The following is a 20,819-nucleotide window of genomic DNA, read 5'->3' as shown; positions in this document are numbered from 1 at the left end:
CATGAGCGCCGATGTGCCAATCGTCCTGGTCAACATGCCGATGTCGGCAATTGAACGGCCATCACTGGCGCTTGGTCTGCTGAAGTCGGCGCTGACCCGGGCCGGACTGCGATCCAGGATAGCGTATGCCAACATCTGGTTCCTGGAATACGCGGGCCTCGCCGACTATAATCTGCTTGAAAGTTCCCCTCCTGAGGAAGCGCTTGTTGACTGGCTGTTCGCCGGCATCGCTTTTCCTGACTTCGAAGCAGACCACGACGTCTTCCTCGACCAGTATTTCAGGCGCAATCCGATACACCCAGATAAAGGTCTGGCCGAGCGTCGTGCCCATTTCCGCGAGCTGCGCTCGCTTATCGGCGGCTTCATCGACTGGACCGCCGACAAAATACTGGAGCAACGGCCGGCCATGGTCGGGTGCACCTCGACTTTCACCCAGCATGTTCCCTCGCTCGCGTTGCTGCGCCGACTGAGCGGGCGATCACCGGGCCTAGTCACACTCATGGGTGGCGCAAACTGCGAATCGGTGATGGGGCGTACCACTCACGCGCGTTTCCCGTGGGTTGACTATGTCGTGTCGGGCGAGGCTGACGCACTGATCGGCGCGCTGTGTTGCGACATCCTCGATCACGGTAGAGACATTCCACCGGCCGACCTGCCATTCGGCGTTTTCGGTCCAGGGCATCGCGAGGCCGGCTATCCCGCCACGTCGATGGGCGACTTGGTGCCCCGCGCAGTGGTCGAGAACATGGATGACCTGCCGCTGCCCGATTTCTCGGACTATTTTGCCGAACTCGGGCGATCGCTCTACGCCGACCGCGTCTATCCCGGGCTGCCGATGGAGTTCTCTCGCGGCTGCTGGTGGGGCGCGCGCAGCCCCTGCACGTTCTGCGGGCTGAACGGCGGATCGATGACCTATCGCCAGAAACCGGCCAGGCAGGCCGCAGAGGAGATGATAGAGATGTCGGCGCGCTACGGCTCGTCGCGCATCGAAGCGGTGGACAACATTCTGGCCATTGACTACGTCGAAAAGACCCTGCCTCGCCTCACCGCCCTACCCGACAAGCTTGCGATCTTCTTCGAAGTCAAGGCCAATCTGAAGCGCCATGAAGTCGAGAAGTTGGCCGCCGCCGGCGTCCGCTGGATCCAGCCAGGTATCGAGAGCCTGGATACCCGTGCTTTGAAGCTGATGGGCAAGGGAACGACGGCAGCGCACAATGTTCAGCTCTTGAAATGGTGCCGCCAGTATGGCGTGCGGGTCAGTTGGAGCATACTGTGGGGCTTTCCCGGCGAGAGCGACGCCTGGTATGCCGAAATGGCCTCCTGGCTGCCGCTGCTGCATCATCTCCAGCCAGGACGTGCGGTGCGGTTGCGGTACCAGCGCTACAGCCCCTATCATCGTGCAGCCGACAAACATGGGCTGAAGCTGCGCCCAGCCGCCTCCTATCGCTCCGTCTATCCGCTCTCGGAACCCGATCTCGCGGATCAGGTCTACTACTTCGAAGACAGTGAAGACAACGATGTCGGCGGCCATTTCGCTGCGCGCGACGCGAGCCGTCGCCCGGGGCTGCATGCCGTTGTCCGGGGTATCGATGCCTGGCTGAAAGCCTGGCACGAGCCGAAGCAACCCATGCTGTCGATGCGCGACAGCGGCGACGAGATCACGGTCGAGGACACGCGCGCCATAGCAGTGGACCGTGAACACCGGATCAAAGGCCTCGAGCGCGAAATTCTTCTGGCTGCGGACGAAAGCATGCCAGATGCCCGCCTGCGCGAACGGCTGAGAACGGCGAATGTGATGCAGACCGAAATTGACGGAGCGATAGCCGACATGATCGCTCGCAAGCTGGTCGTGCGGCTGGATGCGCGGCTGATTGGGCTCCCGCTCTGGAATCCATATACGCCAATGCCCGCGCCGACCGCGTTTCCGGGAGGTTATTTCGACCGACGTGTCAGGCCCGTGAGTGCCGCCACGTGAACAAGGACAACTGCGATTTGCTTATTCGCAGGGAGATAGCCTCGACCATCCGCAGGCTGAGCGGAAACCGGAAATAGAGCCAAACGGCATGGGCAATCACCTGCGCCGGAAATCGGTGGCGACGATAAAGAGGATCACGGGAAAATCTGGTCATGCCGCCAGATCCCACATTTTGATCGATGCCCGGTTAACGTTACGGTGCCCACCGAACTGTGTCTGGCCGGCCTGTTTCGCCAGTGCATATTTGCGTATCGCACCAAGGCGCCAAGCCCCGCTGAGATCGAGAATGTTGTCAGGTCGGGTGTCGAAATGTTTCTGAAAGCCTACGGCACCGAACAGCTCGCTGCGGAAGAGCGCGGCTCGAATTCGGCTGATCTGCAGCGCCGCGTCTAGTGTCGCGTCGCGGTGATTATGACTCTTTGAGAGACGGCGTGGGATAGGATTTTGCCATCTTCGCTCGGGCCTGCTGTGTGGAGAACATCCAGCGGATGCGGGCGCCACTTTCGGTGCGGCGGCGTTCCCAGGTCCGGATCTCTGTTTCAAGGAGGTCGCGGCTAGCGATGCGGCGATCAAGACATTGGCGGCGCATGACGCCGATTTCGATCTCGACGATGTTGAGATCCCATGAGGAGGGTGGATAGCGATCTGCGCTCTGGCAAAGTGAGGTCGCGTACTTAATACCTTACTCTGGAGATAAGCATGCCCGTTGCAGCAGCTAACCGATCCGAAGCGCCGACCGCTATCCGCACTGATCTTGGCGCAATTTTCGTCTCATTCGAACTCAGCCGCTCGAAATGGTTGATCACCTCGCTGTCGCCGGGCGGCGGCGAGAAGATGTCGAAACATGCGGCGGCCGCCGGCGATGTCGCCGGACTGCTGGATCGATTTGCTGAACTCAAAAGGAAGGCAGAGGCACGAACCGGACGATGCTTTCCGATCATCGTCATCCAGGAGGCCGGGCTCGACGGTTTTTGGATAGCGTTGGTGCATGGATCTTTTGTCAACGGTTTGGCGATAGGCAGGCAGGATCGAAATCAGCTTGATGCGAGTGCCATGCCGTACAAACACAACGCAGATCGTCGTCATCACGTCGGAAAGATGAAATTCAGGGTGACGAATTGGCGTGACTACGAAGCAGGTCTGCGCCGGCGTGGTAGCCTGACCTTATGGGTAACGCCGGAGGCACTGGCGGGATGGCGCGCTCCGCGACGCAAGACCCGCGGCGGCCAAGCCCGGTATTCCGATCTCGCCATTGAGACAGCGCTGACGCTGGGTTGCGTCTTCGCAATGCGGCTGCGCCAGACCGAGGGATTGCTTCACTCGCTGCTGGATCTCATGGGGCTGAAAGTCCCAGTTCCAGATCATACGACGCTGAGCCGTCGGGCACAGAAGTGGGAGCCATCAGCCCGACGAAACCCGCCGCTGCCGGACGGCCCGCTGCATGTGCTTGTCGATAGCACGGGATTGAAAGTCTACGGCGCCGGGCAATGGCTGGAGCAGAAACATGGCGCCAGATCACGTCGCAACTGGCGCAAGCTGCATCTGGCAGTGGATGCCAAAAGTGGCGCGATCATTGCCCAAAGGCTGACAGATCAGGACACGGATGATCCTTCCCAGGTGGCACCGCTTCTCGATCAGATCGACGGCGAGATCGACCAGTTCACAGCCGACGGAGCCTATGACGGCAAGCCAACCTATCGGTCTATCCTGCAGCACAGCGCAACCGCGAACATCGTCATTCCACCGCGTTCCACGGCGGTGGAAAGCCGTGATGCCGGACCGCCTGGTCAAAGGGACAAGCACATTGCCGCAATCGCAAGCGACGGTCGGCTGAAATGGCAGGCAGCCACCGGCTACGGCAAGCGGGCGCTGAGCGAAACAGCCATCGGACGATACAAGGGGCTGATCGGACGGCGCCTGCGAGCACGCTCTCTTCCGGCTCAACAGACCGAGGTTGCCATCGGTTGCATCGTTCTCAACCGCATGCTGGCATGGGCACGCCCGGAGTCTATCCGGCGTCAAGTCACGCAGGCATAACCAACTACATTAAAGATCGAAATGCGTTCGATTTCATATCCGCGCACCAACGCCCTTGATATGGGCCAGCGTGCGAAGCTGTCCGGGGGTGCGTCGGTCAAAGATCTGTCGGTAGTGTTCGGTAGCAGCGTGCGTCATGACGTTACAGGCGGGGCCCCTTGAAGCTGCGTTTCGCAGGCCGGCTGCCAAAGGATCCCATGATCGCTCCTCACGAGTGGCCTGATTTTAAGTTTTCTTCACACGTCTCATCGAGTATGGGTGGATGCGCTCAGACCATAACGTGCGTGGTCAGATCAGGACCGCAGCGACAACTACAACGGCTTCGGCTGCCTCAGCGACAGTCGAAGCTGCTTCCGCTGCCTCCACAGCAGTGGTAACGACAGCAGTGGTCTGCACAACCTTGGTCGAGGTCGCAACGCTCGAATGATGCTTGCCGCCGACAATCGCATCGAGCTGCTTGTCGGTTAACTCGCGTGGGCTTCGCGATTGAATGTAACTCTTGGCCTCATCGAGCGTGAAATTGTAGCCGTGCTTCTTTCCGGTCGCCACAACCGATGCGAGACCCGTAGCATTCGGTTTCACCTTTTCGAGCAGACTATCGTTTTTCGCCAGATCGCCGACGAATCGCTCTACCTCAGCTCGCGACATCGTTAATCCCCCTGCATCGGCACGCTACGCCTACAGCTCTTGAGCCCAAATCGTCAGTTGCCCCCGAGCAATTCAGTACTTCTGGGCCAATTGCCATCGTCATCTCCGTTGGTTGTAGGGAAACCGTCACAACGGCCTCTCAAAATTAACCGCGCAAGTGACGTACCATTCTGAGGACGTAGCTGCGTGTTTATACTCAATTCGGGCCGCCGCAATTCCGTCGCGCTCTTTCTTCTTTTTTGCATTGAGGGTTCGGAGCCGTTTCGCCTATGGTGCGTCTGTTCGATAGGCGACAGTTTGGGTCAATAGCCACAGTATTGTTTGCTCGGTCTCCCAAGGAGCTGGTCGAGCACTTCGGCAGGTGTTTTCCAGCCGAGCGTTTTGCGCGGTCTTGTGTTGATAGCATGGGGGACTGCGTCCAGTTCCCGGGCTGTGTGCCGACTCGTCGAGCACATATCCGTCCTGATCAACCGCTCTCCACAACCAGCATTTCTGACCGTTGATGCGCACCGCGACTTCATCCAGATGCCAGACATCGTCTTTCGTTGGTGCGTTGCGGCGTATGCGGCGCGCATAATCATGCCGTGCTTTCGGCACCATCGGCGGATGGTCTCGTAGGAAACGACGATCCCGCGATCGAGCAGCATTTCCTCGACATCGCGCAGGCTCAGATTGAAGCGGAAGTAGAGCCAGACAGCACGGGCCACGATTTCGATCGATAGCGGTGGTTCTTGTAGGTCGGTGCACTCACGGTCATGGGCGCGCTGCTACCTCAATTTCCTTACCCCTCAATCAATGTGACAGCACCCCATCGGCGCATCAAGCGCCGTATCCGGCCGATGCTCGGCTTCAAATCGACGGCCACCGCTGCCACCATCGAAATGATCCACATGATGCGCAAGCGACAGGCGAGGTACCCCTTCAATCCGAATCCGTCCTTGGCCGAGCAGTTCGAAATCCTCGCCGCCTGATTGACCTCGCATCAGGGCCTCTCTGTGCCCCTATTCAGCCCTTGCAACAAAACCGCTCGACGTCACATCACAATCGATTCATTGTTCGCAGGAACTGCTTTAGAAGCGCGCCGGCAGCCTGGGCGGGGGCTTGGGGTTAGACTGCCGGCGCACGCCACTCATGAAGAGCGGCCCCTTTTCGCGGTTCCGACACCCATAGTCAACCCGGCAGTGTCTGGGTGCCCGCTGGGCTCTTGTCAGAGCGGCGCGATGTCGACCGTGTCGGCCGATCCTGCCCAACTTGGTGGGCCGCTCTCGTCGGCCAACCTGATGCTCCAGCCAGTATCGCGTTGCCGACCAGCATGAGTTCGCCGCTAGCAATCCTTCGTCGGTAATTACCCACGCCCTTGTCAGGGGCAAGAATCCCTGAATCTATGGGGATATGGATCGCACTGATTTGCAGCGTCTGACGAAGGAAGAGTTGATCGATCTGGTGCTGCGGATGCAGCGGCCAGAGAAGACATCACGCACGTCGTCCAAGCCACCGTCGAGCGATCGCAAGGCGCGTCGGGACAAGGCAAAGCCTGGCGGCGGCAAGGCGCGGGTCATGAAGGTCACAGCCGCGCCATGAGTGAGAATGCCGATCGCATCATCGATCATCACCCCGACCAATGCCTTTGCTGCCGCGCCAGCCTGTCGAGCGACCTTGCTGCCGAAACCGTCAGCGAGCACGATAAGATTGAGCCCCGCGATCAGGCCTTTGATTGAGCGCCATCGGCGTCTGGCAGTCCGTTGCCCGTCCTGCGGCACGCGTCGCGGCTGTGCCGGATGCGGCGAAGGGGACGCCCTTGGGGCCACGCGTGCACGCCGTAGCGACCTATCTCAAGACTTTCCAGGCCCTGTCCTACGAGCAGCTGCAGGGCGCGTTCGCGAACCTTTTCGGTCTCACCATTAGCCAGGGCGGACTGATGAACATGTTGCGCCGTGCGCAGGGCGCGTTCGCGGCCGAGTGGGACAAGGCCGTCGGCGTTGCGCCGGGCCAAGGTCATCGCCTCCGATGAGACCGGCGTGCGGATCGAAGGAAGCAACGCCTACCACTGGGTGTTTCGCTGCGCCGAAGCGGTTGTTCATCAAGCGGCGTTAACGCGCGGCGCCGTCGTGGTCCGGACCCTGATGGACGGCCATCGGCCCGACGTCTGGTGTTCCGATCGCTATGCCGCGCAACAAGGTCACGCAAATGCGCATCAGACCTGCCTGGCGCATCTCGCCCGCGACGTCGCCTATGCGGACGAGGCAAGTGAGGACATGCTGCCCTCACGGCTCAAGCGTTGGCTGCAAAGAGCCTTCGCCCTAGCCGACGGTATCGAAACCTTCGCCGCCTCGACCATCGCCGGCAAGCGTCGCGCCCTGGAGCGAAGTCTGGACGATATCTTCGCCACCACAACGTCGTGCGATCTGGCCCGCGACATCCAAAACAAGTTCAGGCGAGCTCGCGATCAACTTTTGACCTTTGCCCAATGGCCAGGAATGGTCGACGCGACGAACAACGCCTGCGAACGGGCGCTGAGACCCGCCGTCGTTCAACGGAAGATCACCAACGGCTATCGCGCCATGTGGGCCGCAAAGGGCGGAGCCGACATTCGAACGTTGTCGATACGGCTCGTCTCACGCCAGGCACGAACCCCTTCAAAATCATCCTTCAAACGGCACCGTAAACTTAACGCTGTGAAGACAAGATCTGGGAGTGAGGCTTTGGTTCATTCGGCGTGAAGGCGCGCGATTTGGCGCCATGCTTGCATGGCAGTTGCTCGCAGTTCTCGATGGTGGGTGGATGGAATATCGTGGCGGGGAACGTTAAAGAGGTTGGCGATCGGGTCGTGGACGCAAACGAAACGCTGAAGATGTCGCGCTGACTTGAAGCGCTTCATGATCCTCTCCCGCCGTCGGACGGGTTGATGAGAGTTCTCCGCCCGATGGTTCAGGCCCTTGTGCGAGCGATGCTCGGCTCTTGCACTTTTCTAATTCATCCCTATTCTGAGGAAGGATTATAAACAGGAGAGGCTAATGGCTTCCGCACAGACTTTGACGTTGAGTGAGGCCGGTTATGTGCTCAATCGCTCCGCGTCCACTCTCAACAAGGCAGTCGATACCGGCGTTATCCGCGCCGGGCAGCGCAAGATTGGCAACGCGGTCCAGCGCGTGCTGGGCCCTGCCGAGCTGCGGTTTCTGCGACTGGCCGATGAACTTGACCGGGATCTGACCCCGGCCGGCCGACGCCGTCTCTACGAGGCGCTTCGGAAACTGTCGGCCGACACACATATGGTAAAGCTTGGCGAGCTTGATCTCGATCTGGCTCGCATCGATAGTGATCTAAAGGACCGTCTGGCGCGTCTCGACCATATCAGGCTTTGGGTTGATCGCGACAAGGAGCAGTCCGAGGCCTTTATTCGCGAGACGGACGTGCCTGCGCACTTTATTGCCGCTCTTGCGCGCGAGCAGACGGTCGATGAAATCCTGGTGGACTATCCGTCACTGAATAGGACGCAGGTCGAAGCTGCCATCGAATACGCCAAGGCCTATCCGAAGCGAGGACGACCTTACGCGACACGAAGTTTGAAGCGCACTCTTGCCGATATGGCAGACCTCGGGGTGTTCGATGCTGATGGCGGTTCGGAAGAGGCGGCTCCCCGCAAAATTCCGTGACGCTATATCTGCTCGACGAGAATGTGCTGCGCGAGGCGGGGAGCCGAGGTAACGCAAATGTCCGTCGTTGGCTGGCAACGATTGACGATTCAAATCTGCGGTTGAGCGCCGCGACGCTGTTCGAGAAGCGCCGCGGCGCCGAAGCCCTCCAGCGCCGTGATCCAGAAAGGTCAACGGCTCTCCTTGCGGCTATCGATTTGTTGGAGAAGTCGTTTTCGGACCGCGTCCTTCCAATAGATGGACCGATCGTCGCCGAATGGACGAGACTCCTCGGGGAAAAGAACAAAGATCGCTGGGACCTCGCCTTGGCCGCGACCGCTCGTGTTCATGGCCTCGTCCTCGTCACACGCAATGTGAAGGATTTCGCCGGCCGTGGTGTCCGCCTTCTGAATCCATTTAAGGATTCGCCAGAAGAACACTCAGCGTAGTCGAGGTAATGCTCATGGCCGAAAACACCCGCGCGCAATGCGTGTGGATGGCCCAGACCAACGAAATCGGGACCGTCTAGCTGAGTCGGTGCGCGAGGCTGTAACGTCCTTGATCAGGCCGCGTCGGGACCTTCCGATGCGAGGAGCAGTGCGGCTTCGACGCGGTTTCGGCCTTTGTGCTTGGCCTTGTAAAGGGCGGTGTCGGCTGCGAGAAGCAGGCCTTCCGGCATCCTGATCGTCCCGCCCGATCGTGACAGCGCGGTCGCTGAACCAATGCTGACGGTGACGCGTCCGCCGCCTTCCGGATTGTCGCCATGAGGCAGGCCGAGGTTTTCGATTGCGAGCCTCAGCCGTTCCGCTATCTCAAGCGCTCCCTCGCCATCAGTATCAGGCAAGATGACGGCGAGTTCTTCCCCTCCGTATCGCGACGCCAGATCCCCAGGACGATGAAGCACGTCTCTGATGGCGGCAGCGACGGCACGAAGACAATCATCGCCTACCTGATGACCGTATTTGTCGTTAAAGCCTTTGAATCGATCGATATCGAGCAACAGCAAGGACATCTGTCCAGCGCTGCCAACGGTGCGCCGCCATTCCCTGTCCAAGGTTTCGTCGAAGGCTCGACGGTTGGCCAGGCCGGTCAGCCCGTCCGTCATCGCAAGCGAGCGGAGTTGTTCTTCGGAAAGCGCGAATTTCTCTGCACCTTTTTCCATTGAGCGTGTTTTGGCATGAAGTGTCCACTTTGGAGGTGGACACCACGTGATTGAGGACGATGAACAGAAACTGCTGGTGAGGCGAATTTTGCGTAACGGCCGCCGGCGGTACGACGCGGCGTCAAAAGAGCGGCTCGTTGCAGCGTTGGTGCATGGATCCTTTGTCAACGGTTTGGCGATAGGCAGGCAGGATCGAAATCAGCTTGATGCGAGTGCCATGCCGTACAAACACAACGCAGATCGTCGTCATCACGTCGGAAAGATGAAATTCAGGGTGACGAATTGGCGTGACTACGAAGCAGGTCTGCGCCGGCGTGGTAGCCTGACCTTATGGGTAACGCCGGAGGCACTGGCGGGATGGCGCGCTCCGCGACGCAAGACCCGCGGCGGCCAAGCCCGGTATTCCGATCTCGCCATTGAGACAGCGCTGACGCTGGGTTGCGTCTTCGCAATGCGGCTGCGCCAGACCGAGGGATTGCTTCACTCGCTGCTGGATCTCATGGGGCTGAAAGTCCCAGTTCCAGATCATACGACGCTGAGCCGTCGGGCACAGAAGTGGGAGCCATCAGCCCGACGAAACCCGCCGCTGCCGGACGGCCCGCTGCATGTGCTTGTCGATAGCACGGGATTGAAAGTCTACGGCGCCGGGCAATGGCTGGAGCAGAAACATGGCGCCAGATCACGTCGCAACTGGCGCAAGCTGCATCTGGCAGTGGATGCCAAAAGTGGCGCGATCATTGCCCAAAGGCTGACAGATCAGGACACGGATGATCCTTCCCAGGTGGCACCGCTTCTCGATCAGATCGACGGCGAGATCGACCAGTTCACAGCCGACGGAGCCTATGACGGCAAGCCAACCTATCGGTCTATCCTGCAGCACAGCGCAACCGCGAACATCGTCATTCCACCGCGTTCCACGGCGGTGGAAAGCCGTGATGCCGGACCGCCTGGTCAAAGGGACAAGCACATTGCCGCAATCGCAAGCGACGGTCGGCTGAAATGGCAGGCAGCCACCGGCTACGGCAAGCGGGCGCTGAGCGAAACAGCCATCGGACGATACAAGGGGCTGATCGGACGGCGCCTGCGAGCACGCTCTCTTCCGGCTCAACAGACCGAGGTTGCCATCGGTTGCATCGTTCTCAACCGCATGCTGGCATGGGCACGCCCGGAGTCTATCCGGCGTCAAGTCACGCAGGCATAACCAACTACATTAAAGATCGAAATGCGTTCGATTTCATATCCGCGCACCAACGCCCCCCCGGTGTTCTATTTCCACAGTGCCAAAATCCCCGCATTCCGGATAATGACACATTGGCTGCCGAGGTGGAGCGGATGCACGAATACGGATTGGCGCCGATATCTATGCAATCGCTGCTATTTGGAGCGACGGATGCGCAGTTATTTGGATCGCCGCCTGCACGGGAGCAATTTATGAAAGCCATATTCGACGCAATCCGGCTTGCGGAGAGAATGGGCATTTCCAACTTGGTGCTCGGGTCACCCAAGAACCGGTCTATACCGCCTGCCCTTGAGCACTGCGAGGCATGGACATTAGCCGCAGAGGTCTTTTCTTTGTTGGGAGACTATGCAAAGGAGCGCGGTTGCTGGATTGCTCTCGAGCCGCTACCGCCTGGATATGGAACGAACTTCCTAAATAATATTGAAGAAGCGCTGAATTTCATCAACTTCGTTGGAAATTCCGCGATCACTCTGAACTTCGACATCGGCGCGACGCGGTTGTCAAATACGCTCATGGAGGTCGAGGAAATGCTTTCCCATTCGCGAAGCCGTATCTCCCACATCCACATGAGCGAGCCGTACCTAGCGCCCGTTGGAAGCGACAAACAGGAAGTGCGAGACCGGTTCGAAATGCTCAGGCGGGCAGGCTGGAAAGGCTATGTTTCTATTGAAATGCGATGTAAAGCGATGGACATGGCTTTGGAGAATCTCCGCTGCGCTGTACTGAACTGCAGTCAGGCAATGACCTAAAAGGCTTCTCTGCTTGGGTTCGCCGAGGTCGACATCATCGGGGTGACAAAGCCAGGAGACGTCCAATCGGTGCTACGGCCTGACTATGTCCAGAACCCTCAAGGGCAACGAAAGGGGCAGGTTCAGAAGCAGCGTGTAGATCGTACGCGATCGGCGTTGGTGCGCGGATATGAAATCGAACGCATTTCGATCTTTAATGTAGTTGGTTATGCCTGCGTGACTTGACGCCGGATAGACTCCGGGCGTGCCCATGCCAGCATGCGGTTGAGAACGATGCAACCGATGGCAACCTCGGTCTGTTGAGCCGGAAGAGAGCGTGCTCGCAGGCGCCGTCCGATCAGCCCCTTGTATCGTCCGATGGCTGTTTCGCTCAGCGCCCGCTTGCCGTAGCCGGTGGCTGCCTGCCATTTCAGCCGACCGTCGCTTGCGATTGCGGCAATGTGCTTGTCCCTTTGACCAGGCGGTCCGGCATCACGGCTTTCCACCGCCGTGGAACGCGGTGGAATGACGATGTTCGCGGTTGCGCTGTGCTGCAGGATAGACCGATAGGTTGGCTTGCCGTCATAGGCTCCGTCGGCTGTGAACTGGTCGATCTCGCCGTCGATCTGATCGAGAAGCGGTGCCACCTGGGAAGGATCATCCGTGTCCTGATCTGTCAGCCTTTGGGCAATGATCGCGCCACTTTTGGCATCCACTGCCAGATGCAGCTTGCGCCAGTTGCGACGTGATCTGGCGCCATGTTTCTGCTCCAGCCATTGCCCGGCGCCGTAGACTTTCAATCCCGTGCTATCGACAAGCACATGCAGCGGGCCGTCCGGCAGCGGCGGGTTTCGTCGGGCTGATGGCTCCCACTTCTGTGCCCGACGGCTCAGCGTCGTATGATCTGGAACTGGGACTTTCAGCCCCATGAGATCCAGCAGCGAGTGAAGCAATCCCTCGGTCTGGCGCAGCCGCATTGCGAAGACGCAACCCAGCGTCAGCGCTGTCTCAATGGCGAGATCGGAATACCGGGCTTGGCCGCCGCGGGTCTTGCGTCGCGGAGCGCGCCATCCCGCCAGTGCCTCCGGCGTTACCCATAAGGTCAGGCTACCACGCCGGCGCAGACCTGCTTCGTAGTCACGCCAATTCGTCACCCTGAATTTCATCTTTCCGACGTGATGACGACGATCTGCGTTGTGTTTGTACGGCATGGCACTCGCATCAAGCTGATTTCGATCCTGCCTGCCTATCGCCAAACCGTTGACAAAAGATCCATGCACCAACGCTCACCGGGGGCGATCTCTAACCCGCCAATATTTGCCTCCGCGAGGATACGGTAGGCATCTAGAGTTAGCATTGCGGTCCAAGCGATATTAGAGACTGCGAGCTTCACTTAACCGTCCTCTCTCGGCGAAAAACTTCCTGAGGGCTTTAAGTGTTTGATCAGCTGAATAGATATACGATCCGCCCACGCCCCATGCCGCTCCATGACGGGTCCTCATGTCTTCGACATGTATGCGCGGAAGGGGGTTGTCAAACTGGCGTCCCGTTAACGCGAGGTGAATGCCTGTGGCCTCCATCGGTTCGGAGGTTAAATGCATGACTGGTATACCCTCAGCCAGCACGCGCTCGATGTCGGCAGACAGCGAATTGAGGTCGTAGTACTGGAAAACGCTGCCGCTGTTGGTAAAATGAATTGCAGTAAGACGCGATTGCTGCAGCACGTCGACGAGCCGCTGGCAGTCTCCCGCGTCAGCGTTCGCTCGACGGAAACGGTATATTTCAAGACCCTCGTCGTAAATGAAATAGTGATCAAGAAGGGTTGAGATCGGCTTCGATTGGTGCTCCCACAAGGCAGTGAAGGCACTTCTCTTCAGAAATGAAGGAATTGGATTAAGAATGTCGAATAGAAAGTTCTTTTTCAGCCCGCGGCCGAACAGAGCGGGAAGACGAACGATATGAATATTACCCGGACCTGCTGAAAGTGCCTCCTCTAGGAAGCGCCTGTTCTGACCATACGGCGACTCTGACCCGTATCGAGCGGTACGTTCGTCGTATCCTGCAGCGGGATTCGTTAAAACGGCTATGGTTGAAACGAGGACAAGATCGCGAAAGCTGCAACTCCTAAGGTGGCCAATGAGACCCGCGATATTTGACCGATCGGCATCTGGCCAATTATTGGCCAGCCACATCTCCGCCGGTGCACCACAACAGACGATCAGCTCGAATGCCTCGCCCCGAATTTCCGCTATGTTCCTGGAGTTATACAGTCTGTCAAACTCCATTGTAGACTGGAGATTTTGACCCACGAAGCCGGTACAACCTATCAGCGCTCGCATGGGGACCCTCAGTGCTTCCCAGCGATAAGCCCAACGACTGTGTTCGCCGCATCAACGCAGTTGACAATCTTGCCAGAAAACACCCGCAGCACATTGTCGGCAACTTTGTCCACAGCCGTCGGCCGCGCATCGTCCGAGTCTCGATGCGGAAGTACGGTACGAATAGTGTACATGGACCCAACATGTTCTGCTTCGGCCAAGCCGGGAATGTAGGGGGTTCCAGAACTGATAAAGCGCGCAAAATTTGTCACGTCTGGGGTGGACACGACACCACGGTTCAGTAGCGGCTCCAGTAACGGAGGAACCGCTGCGGCATAGCCTATGTTTGAGTGATGTATGCCATGGGTCACGTTTCCCAATACGTGCAAGCCCGTGTTGGCGAACGGGTCCAGGCACATGAAGGGCCCGTCCAATACCACGATGCTCTGACGGGCGAACATCGCTGGTAATCGCACAACGGGTTTCTCACATATTTCGTACTGATAGAGGCACGTTGGAACATCAAAGTGTACGCACAATTCATTATTCTTTGCATAGGCAGCAACAACCACGATGTCGTAGTCGTTGCGAATATCGTGATCGACGGCACTGCCAAGTGCCAGCTGCACCCCGGCGGTTCGTAGTTTTCGATAGATGAGATCCCGCAGAAGTACTGGGTCATAACGCGCCTCCCAAGCCAGATACACGGCCGCTATGTTAGACATATTTAGGAGGGGATTGTCCCTGTTGCGTTTATACGACAGGCCAACGACTTGGCAAAATGCCTCATATTGCTGATCCGTGGTCAAACTGTTTTCTTTTGCAATTGCATAATAGTGGCAGTCGCGCTCAACGAGTGCAGCAGCATACTCGCGGACAAACGACGAATACGCCCGTGCCGCCGCTTTCGCAGTTTCGACGCTTCGTGGATAGTGGTAGCCTTTGTGCAATCTGTATTGATTGATTGCCGACGCCGCTTCCAACAAATTATGCCTCGATTCAATGAGAACAACGTTATGCCCATTGCGTGCAGCGTAGAGTGCAACGGTTGAGCCAAAAATCCCACCGCCGACGACTGCGACCCTTGCCATTTTTCTTGCTCGCTTCGCTTACGGCGCCAACGCGACGCTTCGAGTCCCTGTCAAACAGTGCAAATCGCGATCGCGGATGAATTGCCTTGCGCGGATCAAATCCGACTTCGCAATGTGTGTGAGACAGTCAAGCAGCGTTGGTTTTTTTGCCATAACAGCCTCCGCAATGTCGCCCTCATTGACATCTGGATAGTACTTATCGAACAGCGGCCGACAGATTTCGACTGTCACTCGAACCATCTCCGACTCGGAGATCGGCTGCTGGGAAAGCCGGTGTGGATCTGTGTACGTGCGATACAAATAATATGGACCAGAGAAATACACGATCTTGTTCGCCTGATCATTGCCAATCCTGTATGACAGCAATGACGCACCGAACGACCAATCGGTCCACTTTACCACTTTTGGGTCGAAACCGCCGAACGCGACAGCATCATTTCGACGAAAAACGATCGATGATGAAACATGATGCTTTGCTGCCACTAGTGCCTCTGTCAGCGGATAGGCTGAACTCGTGAAGCCACCACAGTCCCCGATCATGAGGGTTGCACAATGCGCAAATGCAAGGCTGGAATTGGACTTCAGCGCATTCACAGCACGGTCCAGATACGACCCTTTCTTCAGCACCTCCGCATTCGTATTAATGCAATCGTCCCCGTCGACCAGGGCTGTTCAACGCTGATTACAGAGCCTTGTAAGCGAGGATGAGATCGAGGGAGAGAGCGCCGTTCCAGAGGGCTTGAGCGACGTTTTTCGTGCCGTTGTGACGCAGGATGTTGAGGGCGAAGCTGCGGGCTCTGGCCATGATGCCGGGGTTGTCGCGGATACGGCTGCGGTCCTCGTCGCAGGACACGTCGCGGACATAGTGGTTGCGGTTCTCGATGCCCCAGTGGCCTCGGATGATGGCGGCCCAAGTCTTGGCGGGGAGACCCTGTTCGGAGGAGATATAGTATGAGACCTCGCCGCGCGGCTGCCACATGCCCGTGGCGGCACTGCGGAGCCAAGTTTGGCGGGTGACGCGGATGATGGTCTTGACGAAGGGCTGCCATTCGCTGTCGACGAGGGCCTTGCCGACGGGAAAGACGTCCACGGTTCGATCCTCCTGCCGGGATCGCACTGTGTCGCGTGAGGAGGCCGTGTCGCTGGGAGTGCGGCTGTCGACGATGGCGCGAATCTCGTCATCCAGATTGGGCTGGTTCTCCTTGAGTTGAACCAGCAGATGGTTACCCGTGGCCAGGGCTACGGCGAAGGTTTTTTTGGGCATGCATGGCGTCGAGAGTGAACATGCGCCCGGTCAGGCCCAGCGTGGCGATCAAGTCCTGGGCGGCGGGGATTTCGTTGCTCTTCTCATCGATCGCCAGATGGCCGAGGATGATCTGACCATCGCTGGCGAAAGCACTCAGCAGATGCGCCGCTTTGCGATCGTTGAAGGCGTCGAAGCTGCCGCGCAGCGTCTTGCCGTCAATGGCCACGCACGCCGGCATGACGTCGTCCGGCATGGCGTCGTCCGGCTCTTGGGCCGGGGGCGTCGGCAGGCCGGCCGCATGCTGGCGGAACACCCTTTCGACCTCCGCCCCGTCGAGACCGCGAAGGATGAACCGCACCGTCGAGTAGGCTGGGGCCTTTCGCACCGAGACCCCGAACACGCCGTTCAGGCGGACAAGATGGATGCGGATGAAGGCGTGGACCTGACGATACGAAACCGCCCCGGCCAGCATCGCCAGCACCGTGAACAGCAGGATCGGCGCCTGGGGATACATCTGCCCCTGGCCACGGCGTGGATCGGGGATCTGCGAAAACAATGACAGCAATGTGCCGGGCAACGGTGCAACCCTCATGATTGGTTGCCCTGCATAGATTCAGACAAATCTCCCGGAGGGAATCGCCCTTTTTGCCCGCGACGCATCAAAGCCGATCACAAAGATGTTAGCGTTGAACAGCCCTGGGGGTCATCCCGCACGGCGCCGTCGGGAACAAATACCGTATGCGTTGGCTGGGCGGGCAGGCCGGCCAACCTTTGAAGAACGGTTTCCCGTTGCGACTCCAGATCGACGACGGAATACCCAATGATCATCCCTGAATTTATCGCAGCGTGAATGCACCGAGAATACTTGTACCCAGAGACGGGACCGAATCCGACAATTACTAAATGGTTCGACATCACGCACCTTTAAGCTTGTAATGACAAGACCTTCATCAAGTTAAGCGCTAGTGTTAATCCGTCGGTTCGGTATTGAGAGGACGCCAATACACAAGGACGGGTACTTGCTCGCCTCTTGCGTTCCGGTGGGATGTCGTGAAGCGCTGTGAGCTTGTTCACACATAAGAAAGCGCCGGCGGACATCCGACGCACTGCAAAAAGGGATGGCCGTCAAGCCCCTGCGATTTTTGCTCGCGCTGACCGTCACGTGGGCGATCGTTTCCGCAGCGCGACGCATCGCGGCCCGGAATCGCACGGACTTCCGCATCAGAATATCTCTCCACCATGTTGTCCTCACCGCCGCTGACTCTATCCGGCGACCAAGCCTGTCTTGCTGCCGCACGAGGGGCTTCGACTCGAACCGCTCTGCAGGCCAATCGGAAATCTGCCATTGCCGCCCGCCGTGAACAGAATAGTCGAAGCAAAATGCGTGCCGAATTTGCATGCCGTATACGCTGCACCACTTCTCCGCACCGGCGGCCCGGTCCTCGTCTCTTTTGGTCGGGCTTCCGACATTCTTGCTCAGCATCCGACACAGGAAAGTTTGCTTACCCTGCAGAGCGCTTTTAGCTATGCGTAGGGCGGGCACCGTAACGTTAACCGGGCATCGATCAAAATGTGGGATCTGGCGGCATGACCAGATTTCCCGTGATCCTCTTTATCGTCGCCACCGATTTCCGGCGCAGGTGATTGCCCATGCCGTTTGGCTCTATTTCCGGTTTCCGCTCAGCCTGCGGATGGTCGAGGATATGCTGGCAGCTCGTGGCGTCATCGTCTCTCACCAGACCGTGCGACTTTGGGCTGAGAAATTTGGCAGACACTTTGCCAATGATATCCGGAAGCGATCGGCCGGCAAGCTCGGCGACAAATGGCATTCTCGATGAGGTTGTCATCACCATCGGTGGAAAGAAACACTGGCTTTGGCGCGCCGTTGATCAGGACGGGTTTGTTCTCGACGTGTTGGTGCAAAGCCGTCGCAATGCCAAGGGGTGCTGTCACATTGATTTTGGCTTAACGGTTTGACGATAAGTCAGGTTGGCATGGTCGAAGCATGCGCCACCTACAAGAACCATCGCTTCCCGATCGAAATCGTTGCTCATGCCGTCTGGCTTTATTACCGGTTCGGGCTGAGCCTGCGCGATGTTGAAGAAATGCTGCTGGAGCGGGGGGATCGTCGTCTCCTACGAGACCATCCGCCGCTGGGGAAAGAAGCACAGTCCCGATTATGCACGTCGCCTGCGCCGCAAGGCGCCATCGAAAGACGATGTCTGGCATCTTGATGAGGTAGCCGTGCGCATCAACGGCAGGCGGTGCTGGCTGTGGCGCGCCGTCGACCAGGACGGCTATGTGCTGGATGAGATCGTGCAGACCCGCCGCAATACCAAGGCGGCCAGGCGTCTGCTCATTCGTCTGCTGAAGAAGCAAGGCCTGTCGCCGAAGCGTATCGTCACCGATAAGCTGCGCTCCTATTCAGCGGCAAGACGTCAGGTCATGCCCGATATCGAGCACCGGTCGCACAAGGGCCTCAACAACCGGGCGGAGAACTCTCACCTGCCGTTTCGAAAGCGGGAGCGAATTCGGCAAGGCTTCCGCAGCATTGGCTCCCTTCAGCATTTCGTCTCCGTCTTCTCCGCCATACGCAATCTCTTTGTCCCCTCCCGCTCAAACAGGTCCGCCACGCAGATCCGAACTCACCGCCTCAATGCCATGGCAGAATGGAAGGCCGCGGCGTTGCAGATTGCCTGAAAACAGCTGTGGGCTTCCGCGCGCCCACGCTTCAAACAATGTGACAGCGCCGGCGTCCGCAATGGAAGTTAGGGGCTGATGCATCTGGCGCGGTTGTTTTGAGCTATGCTGCAATTTGGGTGACGAGGCTGATCAAGCGGCGCTCTGCGGCTTCAGTTCAATGACCTCGATTCCATCCTGGAACGTTGCACCTGCGATGAGTTTAGGCAACTGATTTTGTCCTTTCAGTCGTCGCCACGTCCTGGCCGCGGCCATGACCAGCTTGAAGACCATCAGCCTGGCGGTTTTCGAGGAGAGTGAGCCCTTGGTACGCACCGTGCGATGGCGAACGGTCGCAAAGACGCTCTCGATGGGATTGGACGTTCGCAGATGATCCCAATGTTCGGCGGGGGAAATCGTAGAACGCCAGCAAGGCATTCTGATCTTTGGTCAGGCAGTCGACCGCCTTGCCGTATTTCGCATCATATTTCTCGACAAAGACGGCAATCGCCGTCTCGGCTGAGGCTCGGTTCGGGGCGGAAAAGATTTCGCGCAAGTCCGTCTTCATGGCGGCCTGCACCGATTTCGGCACCTTGTTGAGCACGTTGGCTGTCTTGTGCACCCAGCATCGCTGGTGCTTGGTGCCGGGAAGGAGCTCATCGAGCGCTTTCCAGAAGCCAAGCGCGCCGTCGCCGACGGCAAGATCGGGCGCGATCTGCAGGCCACGACGCTTGACGTCGACCAGCAGCTCGCGCCAGCTCTGTGCGCTCTCACGAATGCCGGTCTGGAAGCCGAGCAGCTCTTTCTTGCCCTCGGGCGTGGCGCCGATCAGGACCAGCATGCATTCGGCATGATCTTCCATCCGGGCCTGCAGGTAGACCCCGTCCGCCCACACATACACATAGCGGCGCGCCGAAAGATCGCGCTTTTGCCAACGATCGTATTCGATGCCCCACTCCGCCGTCAGTCGCGTGATCACCGAGGGTGAGAGGTTCGGCGCCTCCTTGCCCAACAGAGCTGCCAGAGCTTCCTGAAAGTCGCCCGTCGAAATGCCGCGCAGATAGAGAACGGGAAGAAGCGCATCCAGACTTCGTGTCCGACGCGCCCATTTCGGCAGGATCGATGAGGAAAAACGGATGCGCTCCGCTTCACCGTTCGCGCCGCGATCCCGGACCTTCACCCGGCTGACGGGCACCGCCCCGATCCCCGTCTGGATGCTCCGCTCCGGCCCGTGACCGTGCCGGACCAGCCGGTCACGTCCGTCCGGAAGCTTGAGATCCCGCATCTCGGCAAGAAACGCTTCGGCCTCCATCTCGATCGCCTGCGCCAGCAATTTGCGCGCGCCGGTGCGAAGCACATCCGTCAGGGGATCATCGATTTCGTCGGGCTGACGAAGGCGAACAATGTTGATAGTCTCGTTCATGGCGTATCGCTCTCCTTGAGAGGTTCTGGCAGGCTTCATCACCCGCCTCGATACGCCGCCCTTCTCAAACCGTCATCACCCAGTTTCAGCCATAGCTCGGTTGTTTTGCGCAAACAGCTTCGCCGGAACAAACTCCTTGAATTTTTCGCCGGGCAATCGCCATGTATTGTCGCTATGGAAGCGTGTGGTGGTGCGCATTATTGGGCGCGTGAGATCGGCAAACTGGGCCACAACGTGCGCCTGATTGCGCCGCAATACGTGAAGCCCTTTGTGAAGATATGGTCAGGTGAGCATATCTTCACATAGGGCTTGACGTAGGAGGCCGGCATTAGCCGAACCTCGTGACCCAGCGCCATGAGGACCCGAGCCCAGTGGTGTCCGGTCGCGCACGCCTCGATTCCGATCAGGCACGGCGGCAATGCCTTGAAGAAGCCAGCTACATCGTCACGACGCAGCTTTCGGCGGACGACTACTGCGCCCAACGCGCCTACACCGTGAATCTGAAAGACGTGCTTGGCGATATCCAGACCAATTGTGGTAATCTTCTCCATGGACGGCTCTCCCTCATGTGATTTTCGACAGCCACACTTTGGCACATTGCGATGCCGGGAGCGGAGGCCGTCCACCACATCAGGTCAGC

15 protein-coding genes and 13 pseudogenes are annotated in these 20,819 nt (G+C 58.5%); 12 read left to right on the top strand and 16 right to left on the bottom strand.

The genetic code is table 11. The features are described 5' to 3' along the window. The first annotated feature begins 1 nt into the window (after nt 1). Nucleotides 2–1,975, top strand: coding sequence for a RiPP maturation radical SAM C-methyltransferase (locus HB778_RS36425; protein WP_183454934.1), 1,974 nt, complete (start codon nt 2–4; stop codon nt 1,973–1,975). Between the two features lie 40 nt (nt 1,976–2,015). Here the strand turns inward: HB778_RS36425 and HB778_RS36420 are convergent. Further along, nucleotides 2,016–2,129: pseudogene (locus tag HB778_RS36420) on the bottom strand (IS6 family transposase); the annotation flags it as partial. Nucleotides 2,130–2,179: 50 nt separating this feature from the next. On the opposite strand from HB778_RS36420, the pseudogene HB778_RS36415 reads away from it, so the two are divergent. Continuing rightward, nucleotides 2,180–2,368: pseudogene (locus tag HB778_RS36415) on the top strand (TetR/AcrR family transcriptional regulator C-terminal domain-containing protein); the annotation flags it as partial. A 16-nt stretch (nt 2,369–2,384) separates the two neighbouring features. Here HB778_RS36415 and HB778_RS42195 read toward each other — a convergent pair. Further along, nucleotides 2,385–2,606: pseudogene (locus HB778_RS42195) on the bottom strand (IS630 family transposase); the annotation flags it as partial. 140 nt (nt 2,607–2,746) lie between these two features. Continuing rightward, nucleotides 2,747–3,061, bottom strand: coding sequence for a hypothetical protein (locus HB778_RS36410; protein ID WP_183465576.1), 315 nt, complete (start codon nt 3,059–3,061; stop codon nt 2,747–2,749). Between HB778_RS36410 and HB778_RS36405 the strand changes: the two genes are divergently transcribed. After that, a complete protein-coding gene (locus HB778_RS36405; protein WP_183465540.1) occupies nt 3,029–4,012 on the top strand; it encodes an IS5 family transposase in 984 nt (327 codons plus the stop codon). The genes HB778_RS36410 and HB778_RS36405 overlap by 33 nt on opposite strands. Before the next feature lie 288 nt (nt 4,013–4,300). On the opposite strand, the gene HB778_RS36400 is transcribed toward HB778_RS36405, so the two are convergent. The 3 genes and pseudogenes from HB778_RS36400 to HB778_RS36395 all read right to left on the bottom strand — a co-directional run. Next, a complete protein-coding gene (locus tag HB778_RS36400; RefSeq protein WP_183454936.1) occupies nt 4,301–4,660 on the bottom strand; it encodes a Nif11-like leader peptide family natural product precursor in 360 nt (119 codons plus the stop codon). 302 nt (nt 4,661–4,962) lie between these two features. After that, a pseudogene (locus HB778_RS43640) lies at nt 4,963–5,103 on the bottom strand (IS30 family transposase); the annotation flags it as partial. Further along, nucleotides 5,102–5,417: pseudogene (locus HB778_RS36395) on the bottom strand (IS6 family transposase); the annotation flags it as partial. The pseudogenes HB778_RS43640 and HB778_RS36395, both read right to left, overlap by 2 nt. A 49-nt stretch (nt 5,418–5,466) precedes the next feature. Between HB778_RS36395 and HB778_RS36390 the strand changes: the two are divergent. Beyond that, nucleotides 5,467–5,631 (top strand): annotated as a pseudogene (locus tag HB778_RS36390) (IS6 family transposase); the annotation flags it as partial. 421 nt (nt 5,632–6,052) lie between these two features. After that, nucleotides 6,053–7,325: pseudogene (gene tnpC, locus HB778_RS36385) on the top strand (IS66 family transposase). 42 nt (nt 7,326–7,367) lie between these two features. Here the strand turns inward: tnpC and HB778_RS36380 are convergent. Continuing rightward, nucleotides 7,368–7,613 (bottom strand): annotated as a pseudogene (locus HB778_RS36380) (DDE-type integrase/transposase/recombinase); the annotation flags it as partial. Between the two features lie 61 nt (nt 7,614–7,674). Here HB778_RS36380 and HB778_RS36375 point away from each other — a divergent pair. Together HB778_RS36375 and HB778_RS36370 are read left to right on the top strand one after the other, a co-directional pair. Beyond that, nucleotides 7,675–8,313 carry a DUF433 domain-containing protein gene (locus HB778_RS36375; RefSeq protein ID WP_183454937.1) on the top strand — a complete coding sequence of 213 codons (639 nt, stop codon included), beginning with the start codon at nt 7,675–7,677 and terminating at the stop codon, nt 8,311–8,313. Next, nucleotides 8,310–8,741 carry a type II toxin-antitoxin system VapC family toxin gene (locus HB778_RS36370; RefSeq protein WP_183454938.1) on the top strand — a complete coding sequence of 144 codons (432 nt, stop codon included), beginning with the start codon at nt 8,310–8,312 and terminating at the stop codon, nt 8,739–8,741. The genes HB778_RS36375 and HB778_RS36370 overlap by 4 nt, the downstream gene beginning before the upstream one ends. A gap of 113 nt (nt 8,742–8,854) precedes the next feature. On the opposite strand, the gene HB778_RS36365 is transcribed toward HB778_RS36370, so the two are convergent. Next, complete coding sequence (locus HB778_RS36365) at nt 8,855–9,622, bottom strand: GGDEF domain-containing protein (protein WP_244662102.1); 768 nt, start codon at nt 9,620–9,622, stop codon at nt 8,855–8,857. 49 nt (nt 9,623–9,671) lie between these two features. Here HB778_RS36365 and HB778_RS36360 point away from each other — a divergent pair, with 49 nt between their 5' ends. Then, nucleotides 9,672–10,655: an IS5 family transposase gene (locus HB778_RS36360; protein WP_183465540.1), complete on the top strand. Its 984-nt coding sequence runs from the start codon at nt 9,672–9,674 to the stop codon at nt 10,653–10,655. After that, a complete protein-coding gene (locus HB778_RS36355) occupies nt 10,610–11,443 on the top strand; it encodes a sugar phosphate isomerase/epimerase family protein (protein ID WP_432421285.1) in 834 nt (277 codons plus the stop codon). Before HB778_RS36360 ends, HB778_RS36355 begins: the two co-directional genes overlap by 46 nt. 206 nt (nt 11,444–11,649) lie before the next feature. Here HB778_RS36355 and HB778_RS36350 read toward each other — a convergent pair whose 3' ends face one another. The 6 genes from HB778_RS36350 to HB778_RS36325 form a co-directional block, all read right to left on the bottom strand. Further along, nucleotides 11,650–12,633 (bottom strand): IS5 family transposase, encoded by a 984-nt coding sequence (locus HB778_RS36350; protein ID WP_183465540.1) that lies wholly within the window; start codon nt 12,631–12,633, stop codon nt 11,650–11,652. Between the two features lie 162 nt (nt 12,634–12,795). Next, complete coding sequence (locus tag HB778_RS36345; RefSeq protein WP_183454944.1) at nt 12,796–13,761, bottom strand: NAD(P)-dependent oxidoreductase; 966 nt, start codon at nt 13,759–13,761, stop codon at nt 12,796–12,798. 8 nt (nt 13,762–13,769) lie between these two features. Next, entirely contained in the window at nt 13,770–14,831 is a 1,062-nt protein-coding gene (locus HB778_RS36340; RefSeq protein ID WP_183454943.1) for an FAD-dependent oxidoreductase, read from the bottom strand. Nucleotides 14,832–14,849: 18 nt separating this feature from the next. Next, nucleotides 14,850–15,458, bottom strand: a complete 609-nt coding sequence (locus HB778_RS36335) for a hypothetical protein (protein WP_183465545.1) — start codon at nt 15,456–15,458, stop codon at nt 14,850–14,852. A 55-nt stretch (nt 15,459–15,513) separates the two neighbouring features. Next, complete coding sequence (locus HB778_RS36330) at nt 15,514–16,095, bottom strand: ISAs1 family transposase (RefSeq protein ID WP_183455035.1); 582 nt, start codon at nt 16,093–16,095, stop codon at nt 15,514–15,516. Continuing rightward, entirely contained in the window at nt 16,055–16,669 is a 615-nt protein-coding gene (locus HB778_RS36325) for an ISAs1 family transposase (protein WP_183456831.1), read from the bottom strand. The genes HB778_RS36330 and HB778_RS36325 overlap by 41 nt, the downstream gene beginning before the upstream one ends. Nucleotides 16,670–17,672: 1,003 nt before the next feature. On the opposite strand from HB778_RS36325, the pseudogene HB778_RS36320 reads away from it, so the two are divergent. Next, nucleotides 17,673–18,018, top strand: a pseudogene (locus HB778_RS36320) (IS6 family transposase); the annotation flags it as partial. A 53-nt stretch (nt 18,019–18,071) separates the two neighbouring features. Continuing rightward, nucleotides 18,072–18,777, top strand: a pseudogene (locus HB778_RS36315) (IS6 family transposase). A 132-nt stretch (nt 18,778–18,909) separates the two neighbouring features. Here the strand turns inward: HB778_RS36315 and HB778_RS36310 are convergent. After that, nucleotides 18,910–20,179, bottom strand: a pseudogene (locus HB778_RS36310) (IS256 family transposase). Between the two features lie 15 nt (nt 20,180–20,194). Between HB778_RS36310 and HB778_RS36305 the strand changes: the two are divergent. Then, nucleotides 20,195–20,455: pseudogene (locus tag HB778_RS36305) on the top strand (hypothetical protein); the annotation flags it as partial. 20 nt (nt 20,456–20,475) lie between these two features. Here HB778_RS36305 and HB778_RS36300 read toward each other — a convergent pair. After that, a pseudogene (locus tag HB778_RS36300) lies at nt 20,476–20,730 on the bottom strand (IS110 family transposase); the annotation flags it as partial. Nucleotides 20,731–20,819 lie beyond the last annotated feature (89 nt).

The organism is Mesorhizobium huakuii (assembly GCF_014189455.1).
Taxonomy (GTDB): domain Bacteria; phylum Pseudomonadota; class Alphaproteobacteria; order Rhizobiales; family Rhizobiaceae; genus Mesorhizobium; species Mesorhizobium huakuii_A.
This window is presented reverse-complemented; position numbering and strand designations above follow the sequence as displayed.